The organism is Streptosporangium sp. NPDC049078, from assembly GCF_040648855.1.
Lineage (GTDB): Bacteria > Actinomycetota > Actinomycetes > Streptosporangiales > Streptosporangiaceae > Streptosporangium.
On sequence record NZ_JBEZEL010000019.1, the window covers coordinates 177,985 to 197,002 of the forward strand.

1 protein-coding gene (cut by a window edge) is annotated in these 19,018 nt (G+C 71.3%); it reads left to right on the top strand.

Translation table 11 applies throughout. The features are described 5' to 3' along the window. On the top strand, positions 1 to 19,006 hold the final stretch of the coding sequence (locus tag AB0B90_RS29980) for an SDR family NAD(P)-dependent oxidoreductase (RefSeq protein WP_362925886.1). The gene continues 31,625 nt to the left of window position 1, outside the view; 19,006 of the gene's 50,631 nt are visible here — the last part of the coding sequence; the start codon falls outside the window, past its left edge; the stop codon is at positions 19,004 to 19,006. Positions 19,007 to 19,018: the final 12 nt, after the last annotated feature.

Sequence of the window (19,018 nt, forward strand, 5' to 3'; positions counted from 1 at the left end):
GGAGGGGGGCCGGTTGCCGTCCTCGTGGGAGCGGGTGTGCCTGCACGCGGGTGGGGCGTCGGTGCTGCGGGTGCGGCTGGCCAGGACAGACACGGATGCGGTGTCGCTGCTGGCGGCGGATGTGACGGGTGCGCCGGTGCTGTCGGCGCGGTCGGTGGTGTTGCGGCCGGTCCCGGCCGAGCAGCTGGGGGTCTCCGACGGTCGCGGAGTCAGCCAGGATGCGTTGTTCCGGGTGGAGTGGGGGCTCGCGGGCACTTTGCCGGAGGCCGGTGAGGTGTCGGTGGGGATCCTCGGCCCGGACACGTTGGGTGTCGCCTCCACGCTGCGGGCGGACGGGGAGCCGGGTGGCCTTCCGGTGCACGCGGATCTGTCGTCGCTGGCCGAGGCGGGCCCGGTGCCGGCGGTGGTGCTGGCCGAGGCGGTCTCCGACCCGGCGGTCGGGGTGGTGGAGTCGGCGCATGCGCTCACCGCTCACGTTCTGGATGTGGTGCAGAGCTGGCTGGCCGAGGAGCGGTTCGCCGAGTCGCGGCTGGTGTTCCTCACCCGGGGCGCGGTCGCGGCGGGCGACGGCGAGACGATCACCGATCTGCCGGCTGCGGCGGCGCGAGGGCTGATCCGTAGCGCTCAGTCGGAGAACCCTGGCCGGTTCGGCTTGGTCGACGTGGACGGACAGGAGTCCTTGCCCGGTGTGCTGCCGGGAGTGTTGGTCTCGGGTGAGCCGCAGGTGGCGGTACGCGAGGGTGGGGTGTTGGTGCCGCGTTTGGCGCGGGTGGTGTCCGGTGAGGTTCCGGCAGAGGTTTCCGGTGAGGATGTCGGTCGGGTCTGGGATCCGGAGGGAACCGTTCTGATCACCGGTGGTACCGGTGGTCTGGGTGCGCTGTTCGCGCGGCACGTGGTGGCCGAGCGTGGGGTGCGTCATCTGGTGCTGACCAGCAGAAGAGGGCTGGACGCTCCGGGTGCGGTGGAGTTGCGGGCGGAGTTGATCGCGCACGGTGTCGAGGTCACGATCGCGGCCTGTGACATGGCGGATCGGGACGCGGTGGCGGCTCTGCTGGCGCAGGTGGACGACGAGCACCCGCTGACCGCGGTGATTCACACCGCGGGTGTGCTGGATGACGGCACGATTCCGTCGCTGACGGCCGAGCGGCTGGACGCGGTGCTGCGTCCCAAGGTCGACGCGGCCTGGTATCTGCACGAGCTCACCCGTGACGCGGATCTCGCGGCGTTCGTGGTGTTCTCGTCGATGGCGGGGGTGATGGGCAACGCGGGTCAGGGTAACTACGCGGCGGCGAACGCGTTCCTCGACGCTCTGGCCCGGCAGCGCCGGGCCGAGGGGCTGGCGGGGTTGTCGCTGGCCTGGGGCCTGTGGGCGCAGGAGACCGGGATGACCGGCACGCTGGGCGCGGTCGATCTGCGGCGGATGGCGCGGGCGGGGATGCCGGCGCTCTCGGCCGAGCAGGGGCTCGCGGCGTTCGAGCGGGCGGCGGTGTCGGATCACGCGGCTGTGGTGGCGGCGCGACTGGAGCTGTCGGTCCTGCGCACACTCGCCGAACTGCCGCATCTGATGCGTGGCCTGGTGCGTGCGGGCCGTCGGTCGGCGGTTTCCGTCCTCGCGGGTGGGGATTCGGAGTTGTTGCGGCGGTTGGCGGGGTTGGGTGAGGCCGAGCAGGTTCGGCTGGTGGTGGAGTTGGTGCGGGCGCAGGCGGCGGTGGTGCTGGGGCACGCCTCAGGGGAGGCGGTTCAGCCTGGGCGGGAGTTCCGTGAGCTGGGCTTTGACTCGCTGACGGCGGTGGATCTGCGTAACCGGCTGAATGTCGCCACCGGTCTGCGGTTGCCGGCGACGTTGGTGTTCGACTATCCGACGCCGACCGTGCTGGCGCGGTTCTTGGTGTCGGAGTTGCTGGGCCGCCAGGATCTAACGGCGGTCGGGTCGGGTGTGGTGGCCGGGCCGAGGGTGTCGGTGGCCGATGATCCGATCGTGATCGTGGGGATGAGCTGCCGCTTCCCCGGTGGGGTGAACTCGCCGGAGGGGTTGTGGCGGTTGCTGGTCGAGGGTGAGGACGCGATCTCGCCGGTCCCGGCCGATCGAGGCTGGAATCTGGGGATGTTGTCGGGGACGGGGGTGGATGTCCAGGGTGGGTTCCTGGCGGATGTGGCGGGGTTTGATGCCGGGTTCTTCGGGATCTCGCCGCGTGAGGCGCTGGCGATGGATCCGCAGCAGCGTCTGTTGCTGGAGGGGGTGTGGGAGGCGGTCGAGCGGGCCGGGATCGACCCGCTCTCACTGAAGGGCAGTTCCACCGGGGTGTTCGTGGGCACCAACGGTCAGGACTACATGAGCCTGATGATGAACACCCCGGCAGATGTGGAAGGCCACGCCATCACCGGTATGTCGGCCAGCGTGCTGTCGGGCCGCCTGTCGTACACGCTGGGCCTGGAAGGTCCTGCGGTGACCGTGGACACGGCGTGTTCGTCGTCGCTGGTGGCGATGCACATGGCGGCACAGGCGCTGAGGTCGGGTGAGTGCAGCCTGGCGCTGGCCGGCGGTGCCACGGTGATGACCACCCCGATCGGGTTCATCGGCTTCAGCGCGCAGGGGGGATTGGCCCCCGATGGACGGTGCAAGGCGTTCTCCGACACCGCGGACGGCACCACCTGGTCCGAGGGCCTGGGCATGCTGGTGCTGGAGCGGCTGTCGGACGCCCGCCGCAACGGTCACGAGGTGCTCGCGATCGTTCGCGGATCGGCGATCAACCAGGACGGTGCGTCGAACGGCCTGACGGCGCCGAACGGTCCGTCTCAGCAGCGGGTGATCCGCCAGGCGCTTGCAGGCGCCGGGCTCTCGGCGTCCGAGGTGGACGCGGTGGAGGCGCACGGTACGGGTACCAAGCTGGGTGACCCGATCGAGGCCCAGGCCCTGCTGGCGACCTACGGCAAGGACCGGGACGAGGACAGGCCGCTGCTGCTGGGTGCGATCAAGTCGAACTTCGGTCACACCCAGGCGGCTGCCGGTGTGGCCGGTGTGATCAAGATGGTGCTGGCTCTCCAGCACGGGGTGCTGCCCAGGACGTTGCACGTGGACGAGCCGTCGTCGCATGTGGACTGGGCCTCTGGCTCAGTGGAGTTGCTGACCGAGGCGACGGAGTGGCCGCAGACGGGTCGTCCGCGTCGGGCGGGTGTGTCGTCGTTCGGGATCAGCGGCACCAACGCGCACGTGATCCTTGAGCAGGGGCCGGCAACCCTGCGTATCGAAGCCGAAACGGTGGCGCGGGACGATGCGCCGGCCGCGGGTGCGGATGTGCTGCCGGTGCTGGTGTCGGCTCGTACGGCAGGGGCGTTGCGGACGCAGGCGGATCGGCTGGCCTCGCATGTGGAGGGCCGTCGTGAGGTGGCGCTCACCGATACGGCGTTCTCACTGGTCACGACCCGTCCGGCGTTCGAGCATCGGGCGGTGGTGCTGGCCGATGGTCGTGAGGGTGTGCTGGCCGGGCTGGGGGCGTTGGCCGAGGATCGGCCGGGTGCGGGTGTGGTGCGCGGGGTGGCCGCGGGTGAGCCGCAGCTGGCGGTGCTGTTCACCGGTCAGGGGTCGCAGCGGGCCGGGATGGGCCGGGAGCTGTATGGGCGGTTCCCGGTGTTCGCGGCGGCGTTGGACGCGGTGATCGCCGAGCTGGATCCGCTGCTTGAGGGGTCGTTGCGCGAGGTGCTGTTCGCCGAGCCGGGGGCGGCGGCGGAGGCGCTGGATCAAACGGGCTGGGCGCAGCCTGCGCTGTTCGCGGTGGAGACGGCGCTGTTCCGGCTGGTGTCCTCGTGGGGAATCCGGCCGGACGTGCTGGCGGGCCACTCGGTCGGGGAGATCGTCGCTGCGCATGTGGCGGGGGTGTTGTCGCTGGCCGATGCGTGTGCGTTGGTGGCGGGTCGGGCGCGGTTGATGCAGGCGCTGCCCGAGGGTGGGGCGATGGTGTCGGTGCAGGCCTCTGAGGAGCAGGTCGCAGGGCTGCTCGCCGGACGCGAAGACCAGGTGTCCATCGCGGCGGTGAACGGCCCGTCCTCGGTGGTGATCTCCGGGGCTGAGCAGCCGGCCCTCGACATCGCCGCAGCCCTGGAGGAACGAGGGGTGCGCACGAAGCGGTTGCGGGTGTCGCACGCGTTCCACTCGCCGCTGATGGACCCGATGCTGGAGGACTTCCGCACGTTGGCGAGCAGGCTCACCTACGGGGCGCCGAGGACTCCGATCGTGTCCACGCTCACCGGTGAGCAGGCCACGGCCGAGCAGCTGTGCTCGCCCGACTACTGGGTCGACCAGGTCCGCGGCGCGGTGCGGTTCGCCGATGGCGTGAGCACTCTGCGTGCGCAGGGTGTGCGGGCGTATCTGGAGCTCGGCCCCGACGGGGTGCTCACCGCGATGGCCCAGGACACGCTGACGACCGACCCGGACCCGACTGCCGCGACGTCCGGTTCTGACGTGGAGCCGGACCCGGACGTGGTGCTGGTGCCGGTACTGCGCAGGGACAGAGACGAGCACGAGTCCGTTACCGAGGCGCTGGCCCGTCTGCACGTACACGGGGTGCCGGTGAACTGGCAGACGGTGCTCCCGCGCGGGCGCCGGGTCGATCTGCCGACCTATCCCTTCGAGCACCAGCGGTACTGGCCCGAGGGGGCAGGCTCCTCGGTGGGCAACGTGGCCGCGGCCGGGCTGGCTACAGCCGGACACCCGCTGCTGGGCGCGGCGGTGGGCCTGGCCGATTCCGACGGGGTGCTGCTGACCGGACGCTTGTCGCTCTCGTCGCATCCGTGGCTGGCCGACCACGCGGTGGCCGGAACGGTGATCTTCCCGGGCACAGGTTTCCTGGAGCTGGCGATCCGTGCCGGTGACCAGGTCGGTTGCGACGTGGTCGAGGAGCTCACGCTGGTCGCGCCGCTGGTGCTGGGCGAGAGCGACGCCGTCGCGGTGCAGGTGTGGGTGGGGGCCGCGCAGGAGACGGGCCACCGGAGTGTGAGCGTCTACGCGCGGCCGGCGCAGGCCGCCGACGACGTGCCGTGGGTGCGGCACGCGACCGGCACGCTCGCGACCGGGGCTTCCGAGGTCGCGCCGTTCGACGCGTCCGTGTGGCCCCCGCAGGGGGCGACCGCCATCGAGGTGGGCGGGCTGTACGAAGGGCTCGCCGCGAGCGGGTTCGAGTACGGCCCGGTGTTCCAGGGGCTGCGGGCGGCCTGGCAGGGCGCCGACGGTGAGGTGTTCGCCGAGATCGTCCTGCCCGAGCAGGCGCAGTCGAGTGCGGGTTCGTTCGGGGTGCATCCGGCGCTGCTGGACGCGGCGCTGCACGCGGTGGCCTTCGCCGGGCTGGACGATTCCGAGGGCGGTCGGCTGCCGTTCTCCTGGAGCGAGGTGAGCCTGCACGCCGGTGGCGCGGCGATGCTGCGCATTCGGATGAGCCGGACCGCTGCCGACTCGGCCACGCTGACGGCGGTGGACGCCGCAGGGGAGCCGGTGCTGTCGGCGCGTTCGCTGGTGCTGCGCCCGTTCTCCCCCGGTCAGCTCGCCGCCGCGAGCGGTGACCACGCGACGGAGCGCGACGGGCTGTTCCGGCTGGAGTGGACCGCGCTCTCCGAAGTCACCGCTGCAGACCCGGCGCCGATGGCGATGGTCGGCTTCGCGGCGTTCGAACCGGGTCTCGCGGGTACGTGGGAGTCGGTCCCGGTTCATCGTGACCTGTCGGCGCTGGCCGAGGCGGGCGCGGTGCCGGGTGTGGTGCTGGCCGAGGTCGAGACCTCGTCGACCGCGGACGCGGTGGCATCGGCGCATCAGGTGACGGCCGGGGTGCTGGGGCTGTTGCAGGAGTGGCTGGCCGATGACCGGTTCGCCGAGTCGCGACTGGTGCTCGTCACGCGGGGCGCGGTCGCGGCGGGTGAGGGCGAGGCGGTCACCGATCTGGCGGCCGCGGCGGTGTGGGGTCTGGTGCGCAGCGCGCAGTCGGAGAACCCGGGCCGGTTCGTGCTGGTGGACGTGGACGAGGAGTCGGTGCGACTCGGTGCGCTGAGCGGATTGCTGGCCGGAGTACTGACCTCCGGCGAGCCGCAGGCGGCGGTGCGCGGAGGCGGGGTCTGGGCGCCGAGGTTGGCGTCGCTGACCTCGGGTGCGGGTCTGTTGCCTCCGGTCGGTACGGCGTGGCGGTTGGGCAGCCGGGCCAAGGGCAGCCTGGACGCGCTGGAGCTCATCTCGTACGCGGAGACGGCCGAGCCGCTGCAGGCCGGTCAGGTGCGGGTCGCGGTGCACGCGGCGGGGGTGAACTTCCGCGACCTGCTGGACGGGCTGAACGCACTCGGCTGGTTCCAGGACAAGGTCGGTCAGATGGGTGGCGAGGCCGCGGGCGTGGTGCTTGAGGTCGGCCCCGGCGTCGAGGACCTGCGCCCGGGGGACCGGGTGGTCTGTCTGACCGAAGGCGCGTTCGGCCCGGTGGTCACCAGCGCCCACGTCCTGTCCAAGATCCCCGACGGCATCTCGTTCGAGCAGGCCGCGACGATCCTGGTGACGTTCCTGACGGCCTACTACGGCCTGATGGACCTGGCCAGGCTGCGGGCGGGCGAGCGGCTGCTCGTGCACGCCGGCACCGGTGGCGTGGGTATGGCGGCGATCCAGCTGGCGCAGCGCCTTGGCGTGGAGGTGTTCGCCACCGCGAGTCCGGCCAAGTGGGAGGTACTGCGTTCCCTGGGCATCCCGGACGACCACATCGCCTCCTCCAGGACTTCGGAGTTCGAGGAGCGCTTCCGCGAGGTCTGCGGTGAGCGGGGCATCGACGTGGTGCTCAACTCGCTGACCGGGGATCTCATCGACGCCTCGGCGCGACTGCTGCGTCCCGGGGGCCGGTTCGTGGAGATGGGCAAGCTGGACATCCGCGACCAGGCACAGTTCCCCGGCCTGGAGTACCACTGGTTCGACATGCTGGACGCCGGCGCCGAGCGGCTGCGGCAGATCCTGGTCGAGCTGATGGAGCTGTTCGCGACCGGTGAGCTGCGGCCGTTGCCGGTCACGGCGTGGGACGTGCGCCGGAGCCGTGACGCCTTCCGGTTCATGAGCCAGGCCAGGCACACCGGCAAGATCGTGCTGACCATGCCCCGGCGCTGGGACCCGCAGGGCACGGTGTTGATCACCGGCGGTACGGGTGGTCTGGGCGCGGAGCTGGCCCGGCACCTGGTGGCCGAGCACAAGGTGCGGCACCTGCTGCTGACCAGCCGCCGGGGTCTGGAGGCTCCGGGCGCGGTGGAGCTGCAGGCCGAGCTGATCGCGCACGGCGTCGAGGTCACCGTCGCCGCCTGCGACATGGCCGACCGGGACGCGGTGGCCGACCTGCTGGCCGGGATCGATGCCGATCACCCGCTGACCGCGGTGATCCACGCGGCCGGAATCGTGGACGACGGGGCGATCACCTCGTTGACGCCGGAGCGGGTGGACAACGTGCTGCGGCCGAAGGTCGACGCCGCCTGGCATCTGCACGAGCTCACCCGGGACATGGACCTGGCCGGATTCGTGGTGTTCTCCTCGCTCGCCGGACTGATGGGCAACGCGGGGCAGGGCAACTACGCGGCGGCGAACGCCTGGCTGGACGCGCTGATGGTCCAGCGGCAGGCGCAGGGACTGCCGGGGTTGTCGCTCACCTGGGGACTCTGGGCGCAGGCCACCGGGATGACCGGAGGACTGTCACAGGCCAGCGTGGAGCGGATGGCCGCCGCCGGGATGCCGGCGATGACCACCGAACAGGGACTCGCCCTGTTCGACGCGGCCCTGGGCTCGGACTCACCGCTGGTGGTCCCGGTGCGGTTGAACCTGCCGGCGATGCCCGCTCAGCTGGTGCCGCCGCTGCTGCGCGGCCTGGTGCGCGGCACCCGCCGTACGGCCGCCGCGCTGTCGGCGGCCGGCGGCGGTGGCGCGGGCGAGGCACTGTCGCGGCAGCTGGCCGGCCTGGACCACCCCAAGCAGCTCCAGGTGCTGATCGACCTGGTCCGGGCTCAGGCCGCCGCCGTACTCGGGCACCCGTCGCTGGAGGCGGTGGACGTCCGGCGGGAGTTCCGCGAGCTGGGCTTCGACTCGCTGACCGCGCTTGAGCTGCGCAACCGGCTCAACGGCGCCACCGGGTTGCGGCTGCCCTCCACCCTCGTCTTCGACTACCCCACTCCCACCGTGCTCGGGGAGTACCTGCTCAGCGAAGTGCTCGGCGTGCACGGTGACGCGATTCTCCCGGTGGTCGCCACCTCGGTGACCGACGACCCGATCGTCATCGTCTCGATGGCCTGCCGCTACCCCGGAGGGGTGAGCTCTCCGGAGGATCTGTGGCGACTGGTCGCCGAGGGGCAGGACGCCATCTCCCCGCTGCCACGGGACCGAGGCTGGCAGGCACGCGGTGAACTGGACTTCGACGGTGGATTCCTCGTCGACGCGACCGACTTCGATCCCGGGTTCTTCGGGATCTCGCCGCGTGAGGCGCTGGCGATGGACCCGCAGCAGCGGCTGCTGCTGGAGGCGTCCTGGGAGGCGATCGAGCGAGCGGGGATCGACCCGACCTCGCTGCGCGGCAGCCGTACCGGCGTGTTCGCCGGGGTGATCTACCACGACTACGGGTCGAGCGCCGAGTTCCCGCCGGATGTGATGACCTTCGTCAGCACCGGTAACTCCGGAAGCATCGTCACCGGTCGTGTCGCCTACGCACTGGGTCTGGAGGGCCCGGCGGTGACGGTGGACACGGCGTGTTCGTCGTCGCTGGTGGCGATGCACATGGCGGCGCAGGCGCTGCGCTCGGGTGAGTGCTCGCTGGCACTGGCCGGTGGTGTGACGGTGATGGCCACGCCGGGGGTGTTCATCGACTTCAGCGCCCAGGGCGGACTGGCCGCCGATGGGCGGTGCAAGGCGTTCTCCGACACCGCGGACGGTACGAGTTGGTCCGAGGGCGTGGGTGTCCTGGTGCTGGAGCGGCTGTCGGACGCCCGCCGCAACGGCCACGAGGTGCTCGCGGTGATGCGCGGGTCGGCGATCAACCAGGACGGTGCGTCCAACGGCCTGACCGCACCGAACGGTCCCTCGCAGCAGCGGGTGATCCGTCAGGCACTTGCCGGCGCCGGGCTGACCGCCGCCGAGGTGGACGTCGTGGAGGCGCACGGTACGGGGACGACGCTGGGCGACCCGATCGAGGCGCAGGCGCTGCTGGCCACCTATGGTCAGGACCGGCCGGAGGACCGGCCGGTTCTGCTGGGGTCGATCAAGTCGAACATCGGTCACACCCAGGCCGCGGCCGGTGTGGCGGGTGTGATCAAGATGATCATGGCGATGCGGCACGGGGTGCTGCCCCAGACGCTGCATGTGGACGCGCCGTCTTCGCACGTGGACTGGGCCTCGGGCGCGGTGGAACTGCTGACCGAGGCCAGGGAGTGGCCGGAGGCCGGGCGCCCGTGGCGGGCGGGTGTGTCGTCGTTCGGGATCAGCGGCACCAACGCGCACCTGATCCTTGAGCAGGGACCGGAGGCTCCTGAGGCGGAGTCGCGTGACGAGGATGAGGCCCCGGCCGCGGGTGTGGTGCCGTGGGTGGTGTCGGGCAAGAGCGAGGAGGCACTGCGGGCGCAGGCGGGTCGTCTGGTGTCGTTCGTGGACGCGCGCGACGAGCTGGGCCTGGTGGATACGGCGTTCTCGCTGGTGGGGTCGCGGTCGGTGTTCGAGCACCGTGCGGTGGTGGTCGGTGCGGGTCGTGAGGGGTTGCTGGCGGGGTTGGGTGCGGTGGCTTCGGGTGAGTCGGTGCCCGGTGGTGTGGTGTCCGGTGTGGCGGATGTGGATGGGAAGTCGGTGTGGGTGTTCCCGGGTCAGGGGGCGCAGTGGGTGGGGATGGGTGCGGTTCTGTTGGAGGAGTCGGGGGTGTTCGCGGCGCGGATGGCGGAGTGTGCGGCGGCGTTGGAGCCGTTCGTGGACTGGTCGTTGCTGGATGTGGTGCGTCAGGTGGAGGGTGCTCCGTCGCTGGATCGGGTGGATGTGGTGCAGCCGACCTCGTTCGCGGTGATGGTGTCGTTGGCGGCGGTGTGGGAGTCGTTGGGGGTTCGTGCGGATGCGGTGGTGGGTCATTCGCAGGGTGAGATCGCGGCGGCGGTGGTGGCCGGTGGGTTGTCGTTGCAGGACGGCGCCCGGGTGGTGGCGTTGCGCAGCCGCCTGATCGGTGAGCGGCTTGCTGGACGTGGGGCGATGGCGTCGGTGGCGCTGCCGGTCGAGCGGGTTGAGGCCGCTTTGATCGAGGGGGTGTCGGTGGCGGCGGTCAACGGCCCCAGTTCGGTGGTGGTGGCCGGTGAGGTCGCGGCGGTTGAGGAGCTGGTGGAGCGGTTGGCCACTGAGGGGGTGCGGGTGCGGCGGATCGCGGTGGATTACGCCTCGCATTCGGCGCAGGTGGATCTGATCGCCGAAGAACTGGCCGAGGTCCTGGCGGGGGTGGCGCCGCAGCCGGTGCGGGTGCCGATGCTGTCGACCGTGACCGGTCAGTGGCTGGAAGGGCCGGAGCTGGAGGCCGGGTATTGGTGTGAGAACCTGCGGCGCACGGTGGGCTTCGCTCCGGCGGTCGGGCAGTTGCTGGAGCAGCGGTATCGGGTGTTTGTCGAGGTGAGTCCGCATCCGGTGCTGACGGTCGGGGTCGGTGAGTGTGTGGACGCGGCCGAGGTGGAGGCCGTGATCGCCGGGACGCTGCGCCGTGACGAGGGCGGCTTGGAGCGGGTGCTGACGTCGGCCGCGGAGCTGTTCGTGCGTGGCGTGACGGTTGACTGGCAGCAGGTGCTGACCGGCGGCCGCCGGGTGGATCTGCCGACGTACGCCTTCCAGCACCAGCGGTTCTGGCCGAACGCCAAGCAGAGCGGTGACGCTCATGTGCTGGGCCTGGCCGCGACAAGGCATCCGCTACTGGGTGCGGTGATGCCTCGGGCCGACTCCGATGGAGTGGTGCTGACCGGGCGGTTGTCGTCGGCGTCGCATTCGTGGCTGGCCGACTACGTGGTGGCGGGCTCGGTGGTGGTGCCCGGTTCGGCGTTCGTGGAGTTGGCGGTGCGTGCCGGTGACCAGGTCGGCTGCGAGGCGGTCGAGGAGTTGATCCTGGACGCTCCGCTGGTGCTGGGTGCGGGTGACGCGGTGGCGGTGCAGGTGTGGGTGGGGGCTGCGGAGGAGACCGGTCGGCGGAGTGTGAGCGTCTACGCCCGTTCGGCGGACGCGACCGAGGAGGTGCCGTGGGTACGGCACGCCACCGGCACGCTCGCCATGGGTGCTTCGCCTGCCGAGCCGTTCGACACGGCGGTGTGGCCCCCGGTCGGCGCGACCGCGATCGAGCTGGACGGCTTCTACGAGGAACTGGCCGCGGACGGCTTCGCCTACGGTCCGGCGTTCCAAGGGCTGCGGGCGGCGTGGCGTCGCGACGGTGAGATCTTCGCCGAGGTGAGGCTGCCCGAGCAGGTCAGCGAGGCGGATTCGTTCGGGGTGCATCCGGCGCTGCTGGACGCGGCGCTGCACGTGGTGCCGTTCGCTGGACTGGACGATTCCGAGGCTGCCCGGGTGCCGTTCTCCTGGGGTGAGGTGAGCCTGCACGCGGCCGGGGCATCGGTGCTGCGGGTGCGGCTGGCCAGGACGGGCGGCGAAGCGGTTTCGCTGAACGCGGTGGATGCGACGGGTGCATCGGTGGTGTCGGCCCGGTCGGTGGTGCTGCGGCCGATCTCCACCGAGCATCTGGCGATCTCCGACGGTCGCGGGGCAGAGCAGGACACGCTGTTCCGGCTGGAATGGTCCGCGGCAGGCGGGCTATCCGAAACCGATCGGGTGCCGGTGGCGGTGCTCGGTTCGGACACGCTGGGTGTCGCGGCGGCCTCGCGGGAGGCCGGGGACGTGGTGCCGGTGCATGCGGATCTGCCCGCGCTGGCCGAGGCGGATCCGGTCCCGGCGGTGGTGCTCGCGGAGATGGTCTCCGACCCGGCGGTCGGGGTGGTGGAGTCGGCGCATGCGCTCACCGCTCACGTTCTGGACCTGCTGCAGCGGTGGCTGGCCGAGGAGCGGTTCGCCGAGTCGCGGCTGGTGTTCCTCACCCGGGGCGCGGTCGCGGCAGGCGATGGCGAGCTGGTGGCTGATCTCCCGGCTTCCGGGGTGTGGGGCCTGGTCCGCAGTGCTCAGTCGGAGAACCCGGACCGGTTCGTACTGGTCGACATGGACCGGGATCAGGCATCGTCGGTCCTGCTCGATGTGCTGCCGGGGGCGTTGGTCTCGGGTGAGCCTCAGGTGGCGGTGCGCGGGGGTGAGGTGCTGGTTCCGCGGATGGCGCGGGTGGTGTCCGGCTCTGACGTCGGCGACGAGGCGGGCCAGGCCTGGGATCCGGAGGGAACCGTCCTGATCACCGGTGGTACCGGTGGTCTGGGAGCTTTGTTCGCGCGGCACGTGGTGGCCGAGCGTGGGGTGCGTCATCTGGTGCTGACCAGCAGAAGAGGGCTGGACGCTCCGGGTGCGGTGGAGTTGCAGGCGGAGTTGATCGCACACGGCGTCGAGGTCACCATCGCGGCCTGTGACATGGCGAATCGGGATCAGGTCGTGGGCCTGCTGGCCGGGATCGACGCCGGGCATCCGCTGACCGCGGTGATTCACACTGCGGGTGTGCTGGATGACGGCACGATTCCGTCGCTGACGGCCGAGCGGCTGGACGCGGTGCTGCGGCCGAAGGTGGATGCGGCCTGGTATCTGCACGAGCTCACCCGGGACCTGGACCTGGCCGGATTCGTGGTGTTCTCCTCGTTCGCCGGGGTGATGGGCAACGCGGGTCAGGGTAACTACGCGGCGGCGAACGCGTTCCTCGACGCTCTGGCCCAGCAGCGCCGGGCCGAGGGGCTGGCGGGGCTGTCGCTGGCCTGGGGCATGTGGGCGCAGGAGACCGGGATGACCGGGGGACTCGGGGCGATCGACCTGCGGCGGATGGCGCGGGCGGGGATGCCGGCGCTCTCGGCCGAGCAGGGGCTCGCGGCGTTCGAGTCGGCTACTACGACAGGTCACTCGCCAGTGGTGGTGGCGCGGTTGGATCTCTCGGTGCTGCGTACGGTCCCCGAGGTGCCGCATCTGATGCGTGGCCTGGTGCGTGGAAGCCGCCGCCTGGCGATCTCCACGTCGGCGGGTGGGGATTCGGAGTTGTTGCGGCGGTTGGCGGGGTTGGGTGAGGCCGAGCAGGTTCGGCTGGTGGTGGAGTTGGTGCGGGCGCAGGCGGCGGTGGTGCTGGGGCACGCCTCAGGGGAGGCGGTTCAGCCTGGGCGGGAGTTCCGTGAGCTGGGCTTTGACTCGCTGACGGCGGTGGATCTGCGTAACCGGCTGAATGTCGCCACCGGTCTGCGGTTGCCGGCGACGTTGGTGTTCGACTATCCGACGCCGACCGTGCTGGCGCGGTTCTTGGTGTCGGAGTTGCTGGGTCGCCAGGAGGTGGTGGTCGGGTCGGGTGTGGTGGCCGGGCCGAGGGTGTCGGTGGCCGATGATCCGATCGTGATCGTGGGGATGAGCTGTCGCTTCCCCGGTGGGGTGAACTCGCCGGAGGGGTTGTGGCGGTTGCTGGTCGAGGGTGAGGACGCGATCTCGCCGGTCCCGGCCGATCGAGGCTGGGACCTGGGGATGTTGTCGGGGACGGGGGTGGATGTTCAGGGTGGGTTCCTGGCGGATGTGGCGGGGTTTGATGCCGGGTTCTTCGGGATCTCGCCGCGTGAGGCGCTGGCGATGGATCCGCAGCAGCGTCTGTTGCTGGAGGGGGTGTGGGAGGCGGTCGAGCGGGCCGGGATCGACCCGCTCTCGCTCAAGGGCAGCCACACCGGCGTCTTCGTAGGAAGCAACAGCCAGGACTACACGAGCCTGATCATAAGTACGCAGACGGACGTGCAAGGCCATGGCGTCACCGGCCTCTCGGCCAGCGTGCTGTCGGGCCGCCTGTCCTACATGCTGGGCCTGGAGGGGCCGGCGATGACCGTGGACACCGCGTGCTCGTCGTCGCTGGTGGCGCTGCATCTGGCGGCGCAGGCGCTGCGGCAGGGTGAGTGCTCGCTCGCGCTGGCCGGTGGTACGACGGTGATGGCGTCACCGTTGGGGTTCATCGGCTTCAACGCGCAGGGCGGGATAGCGGCCGACGGGCGATCCAAGGCGTTCTCCGACAGCGCGGACGGCACCGGCTGGTCCGAGGGTGTGGGCATGCTGGTGCTGGAGCGGCTGTCGGATGCCCGCCGCAACGGGCACGAGGTGCTCGCGGTGGTGCGGGGTTCTGCGGTGAACCAGGACGGTGCGTCGAACGGGTTGACGGCGCCGAACGGTCCGTCTCAGCAGCGGGTGATCCGCCAGGCGCTTGCAGGCGCCGGGCTCTCGGCGTCCGAGGTGGACGCGGTGGAGGCGCACGGTACGGGTACCAAGCTGGGTGACCCGATCGAGGCCCAGGCCCTGCTGGCGACCTACGGCAAGGACCGGGACGAGGACAGGCCGCTGCTGCTGGGCGCGATCAAGTCGAACCTGGGTCACACCCAGGCGGCGGCGGGCGTGGCCGGTGTGATCAAGATGGTGCTCGCGATGCGGCACGGTGTGCTGCCTCGGACGTTGCACGTGGATGAGCCGTCGTCGCATGTGGACTGGTCGGCGGGTGCGGTGGAGTTGCTGACCGAGGCGACGGAGTGGCCGCAGACGGGTCGTCCGCGTCGGGCGGGTGTGTCGTCGTTCGGGATCAGCGGCACCAACGCGCACGTGATCCTCGAACAGGGGCCGGAAGCGCCGGGGGGAGAGGACGCTTCGCCGGACCGGGTGCCGGTTGCGGGTGTGGTGCCGGTGCCGGTGTCGGCGAAGACGGGGCAGGCGTTGCGGGCGCAGGCCGGGCAACTGCTGTCCCTCCTGGAGGGTGAGCCCGGTCTCGGGTTGGCCGATGTGGCGTTCTCGCTGGTGGCGACGCGGTCGGCGTTCGAGCATCGGGCGGTGGTGCTGGCCGATGGTCGTGAGGGTGTGCTGGCCGGGCTGGGGGCGTTGGCCGGGGACCTGCCGGGTGCGGGTGTGGTGCGCGGGGTGGCCGCGGGTGAGCCGCAGCTGGCGTTCCTGTTCACCGGTCAGGGGTCGCAGCGGGCCGGGATGGGCCGGGAGCTGTATGAGCGGTTCCCGGTGTTCGCGACCGCGTTGGATGCCGTGGTCGCCGAGCTGGATCCGCTGCTTGAGGGGTCGTTGCGCGAGGTGCTGTTCGCCGAGCCGGGGTCGGCGCAGGCGGAGGCGCTGGACCAGACAGGGTGGGCGCAGCCGGCGCTGTTCGCGGTGGAGACGGCGCTGTTCCGGCTGGTGTCCTCGTGGGGAATCCGGCCGGACGTGCTGGCCGGTCACTCGGTCGGGGAGCTCGCCGCGGCTCATGTGGCGGGGGTGTTGTCGCTGGCCGATGCGTGTGCGTTGGTGGCGGGCCGGGCGCGGTTGATGCAGGCGCTGCCCGCCGGTGGGGCGATGGTGGCGGTGCAGGCCTCCGAGGAGCAGGTCGCCAAGCTGCTCGCCGGACGCGAAGACCAGGTGTCCATCGCGGCCGTCAACGGTCCGACCTCGGTGGTGATCTCCGGTACCGAAGAGGCGGTGCTGGAAGTGACCGCCGCTCTGCGGGAACGGGAGATCAGGACGAAGCAGCTGCGGGTGTCGCACGCGTTCCATTCGCCGCTGATGGACCCGATGCTGGAGGACTTCCGCACGTTGGCGAGCAGGCTCACCTACGGGGCGCCGAGGACCCCGATCGTGTCGACCCTGACCGGACAGGCGGCGACAGCCGAGCAGTTGTGCTCGCCGGACTACTGGGTGGAGCAGGTCCGCGGCGCGGTCCGTTTCGCCGACGGCATCCGCACGTTGCAGGCGCAGGGGGTGCGGGCGTATCTGGAGCTGGGCCCCGACGGGGTGCTCACCGCGATGGCCCAGGACACGCTGACGGCCGACCCGGAGGCACAGGCGCACGAGTTGCCCACGGTGCTGGTGCCGGTGCTGCGCAAGGGTCGGGACGAGCACGCGGCGTCCATGGCGGCGCTGGCCGAGCTGCATGTGCACGGGGTGCCGGTGGACTGGCGCTCGGTGCTGCCGGGTGGTCGCCGGGTCGATCTGCCGACCTATCCCTTCGAGCACCAGCGGTTCTGGCCCGAGGGCAGTGCGGGTGCGGGGAATGTGGCGGCGGCGGGACTGGCCGCGACGGATCATCCGCTGCTGGGCGCCGCGGTCGGGCTGGCCGACTCCGATGGGGTGGTGCTGACGGGTCGGTTGTCGCTCTCGTCGCATCCGTGGCTGGCCGACCACGTGGTGGCGGGCTCGGCGGTGGTGCCGGGTTCGGTGTTCGTGGAGCTGGCGGTGCGTGCCGGTGACCAGGTCGGCTGCGAGGCGGTCGAGGAGCTGACCCTGATCACGCCGCTGGTGCTGGGCGAGCGGGACACGATCGCGATGCAGGTGTCGGTGGGGGCTCCGCAGGAGTCGGGCCGCCGGAGCGTGAGTGTGTACGCCCGTTCGGCGGAGGCGGCCGAGGAAGTGGCGTGGACGCGGTACGCGACCGGGACGCTCGCGACCGAAGTAGCGGAGGTCGCGCCATTTGACGCGTCCGTCTGGCCTCCGCAGGGGGCGACCGCCATCGAGGTGGACGGGCTGTACGAGGAGCTGGCCGAGGACGGCTTCGCCTACGGGCCGGTGTTCCAGGGGCTGCGGGAGGTCTGGCGTGGTGCCGAGGGCGAGGTGTTCGCCGAGGTGGCGCTGCCGGAGCAGGCGGTGTCGAGTGCGGCTTCGTTCGGGGTGCATCCGGCTCTGCTGGACGCGGCGCTGCACGCGGTGACCTTCGCCGGGCTGGAGCCGGTGGAGGGGGGCCGGTTGCCGTCCTCGTGGGAGCGGGTGTGCCTGCACGCGGGTGGGGCGTCGGTGCTGCGGGTGCGGCTGGCCAGGACGGGCCCGGATGCGGTGTCGCTGAGCGCGGTGGATGCCGCCGGTGGTCCGGTGGTGTCGGTGCGCAACGTGGTGTTGCGGCCGGTCGAGGTCGAGCGGCTCAGGGTTTCCGATGGTGTCGGAGCGGGCTGGGAGTCGTTGTTCGGGGTGGAGTGGACGCCCGCGGGTGCTGCGGCGGAGGTCGACGGAATGTCGGTGGCGGTACTCGGTGCGGATGCGCTGGGTGTGGCTCCGGCGTTGCGGGAGGCCGGGGATGCGGTGGCGGTGCATGCGGACCTGCCCGCGCTGGTGGAGGCGGGTCCGGTGCCGGCGGTGGTGCTCGCGGAGGTGGTCTCCGAGTCGGCGGCCGGGATGGTGGAGTCGGCGCATGCGCTGACCGCCCACGTTCTGGACCTGCTGCAGGGTTGGCTGGCCGATGACCGGTTCGCCGAGTCGCGGCTGGTGTTCCTCACCCGGGGCGCGGTCGCGGCGGGTGACAGCGAAGTGGTCACCGATCCGGCGGCCGCGGCGGTGTGGGGTCTGGTGCGCAGCGCGCAGTCGGAGAACCCGGGCCGGTTCCTGTTGGTCGACGTGGACGAGGAATCCCCGCTGTCGGTGCTGCCGGGGAGGTTGGTGTCCGAAGAGCCGCAGACGGCGGTGCGCGGGGGCGAGGTGCGGGTTCCGCGCCTGGCACGGGTACTGCCCGGGGATGTCGTGGCAGAGGCGTTCGGTGACGACTCCGGTGAGGATGCCGGCCGGGTCTGGGATCCGGAGGGAACCGTCCTGATCACCGGTGGTACCGGTGGTCTGGGTGCGCTGTTCGCGCGGCACGTGGTGGCCGAGCGTGGCGTACGTCATCTGCTGCTGACCAGCCGCCGGGGCCTTGACGCTCCGGGGGCGGTGGAGCTGCAGGCCGAGCTGATCGCGCACGGAGTCGAGGTCACGGTCGCCGCCTGCGACATGGCCGACCGGGACGCGGTGGCGGCCCTGCTGGCGCAGGTGAACGGCGAGCACCCGCTGACCGCGGTGATCCACACCGCGGGTGTGCTGGCCGACGGCACGATTCCGTCGTTGACGGCGGAGGGCCTGGGGGCGGTGCTGCGTCCCAAGGTCGACGCCGCCTGGCATCTGCACGAGCTCACCCAGGACCTGGACCTGGCCGGATTCGTGATGTTCTCCTCGTTCGCCGGTGTGCTGGGAGCGCCTGGTCAGGGCAACTACGCGGCGGGCAACGTGTTCCTGGACGCGCTGGCTCAGGTGCGCCGGGCCGAAGGACTGGCGGGGCTGTCGTTGGCGTGGGGCGCGTGGGCTCAGGACGCGGGAATGACCGGCACACTGGGCGAGATCGAGATGCGGCGGATCAACCGGACAGGGATGCCGGCGCTCTCGGCCGAGCAGGGGCTCGCGGCGTTCGAGGCCGCGGTCGAGTCGGGCCGGGCGGCGGTGGCGCCGGTACGGCTGGAGCTGTCGGCGCTGCGGGCGATGGGCGAGGTGCCGCATCTGATGCGGGGCCTGGTCCGCGCTGGGCGTCGCTCGGCGGTCTCGGTCCTCGCGGGCGGTGAAGCGGAGCTGGTGAAGCGGCTCGCCGGCCTGGAGCACACCGAGCAGGTCCGGCTCATGACGGACCTGGTGTGCACGCAGGCGGCGGTGGTGCTGGGACACGAGTCGCTGGACGCGATCCAGCCGGGACGAGAGTTCCGCGAACTGGGCTTCGACTCCCTCACCACCGTGGAACTGCGCAACCGGCTCAATGCGGCCACTGGACTGCGACTGCCCGCCACCCTCATCTTCGACTACCCGACCCCGGCCAGCCTCGCCGAACACCTCCTGGAGGAGATCGCGCCCGGAGCGAACAAGGCCACGGAGTTGTCGTTGCTGGCCGATCTCAACCGGTTCGAGACCGCTCTTTCCGGCACCGCGCTCGACGATCTCGCCCGGAACGGCATCGTCACCCGGCTGCGGCAGCTGCTGGCGAAGATGAGCGAGAGCAGCACGGAAACTAGTGAAATCGCTGTCGCCGACGTGCTCAACTCGGCGAGTACCAAGGACATCCTCGGTTTCATCGAAAACGAACTGGGTCGCCTCAAGGACCTGTGATGTCCCGGCTCA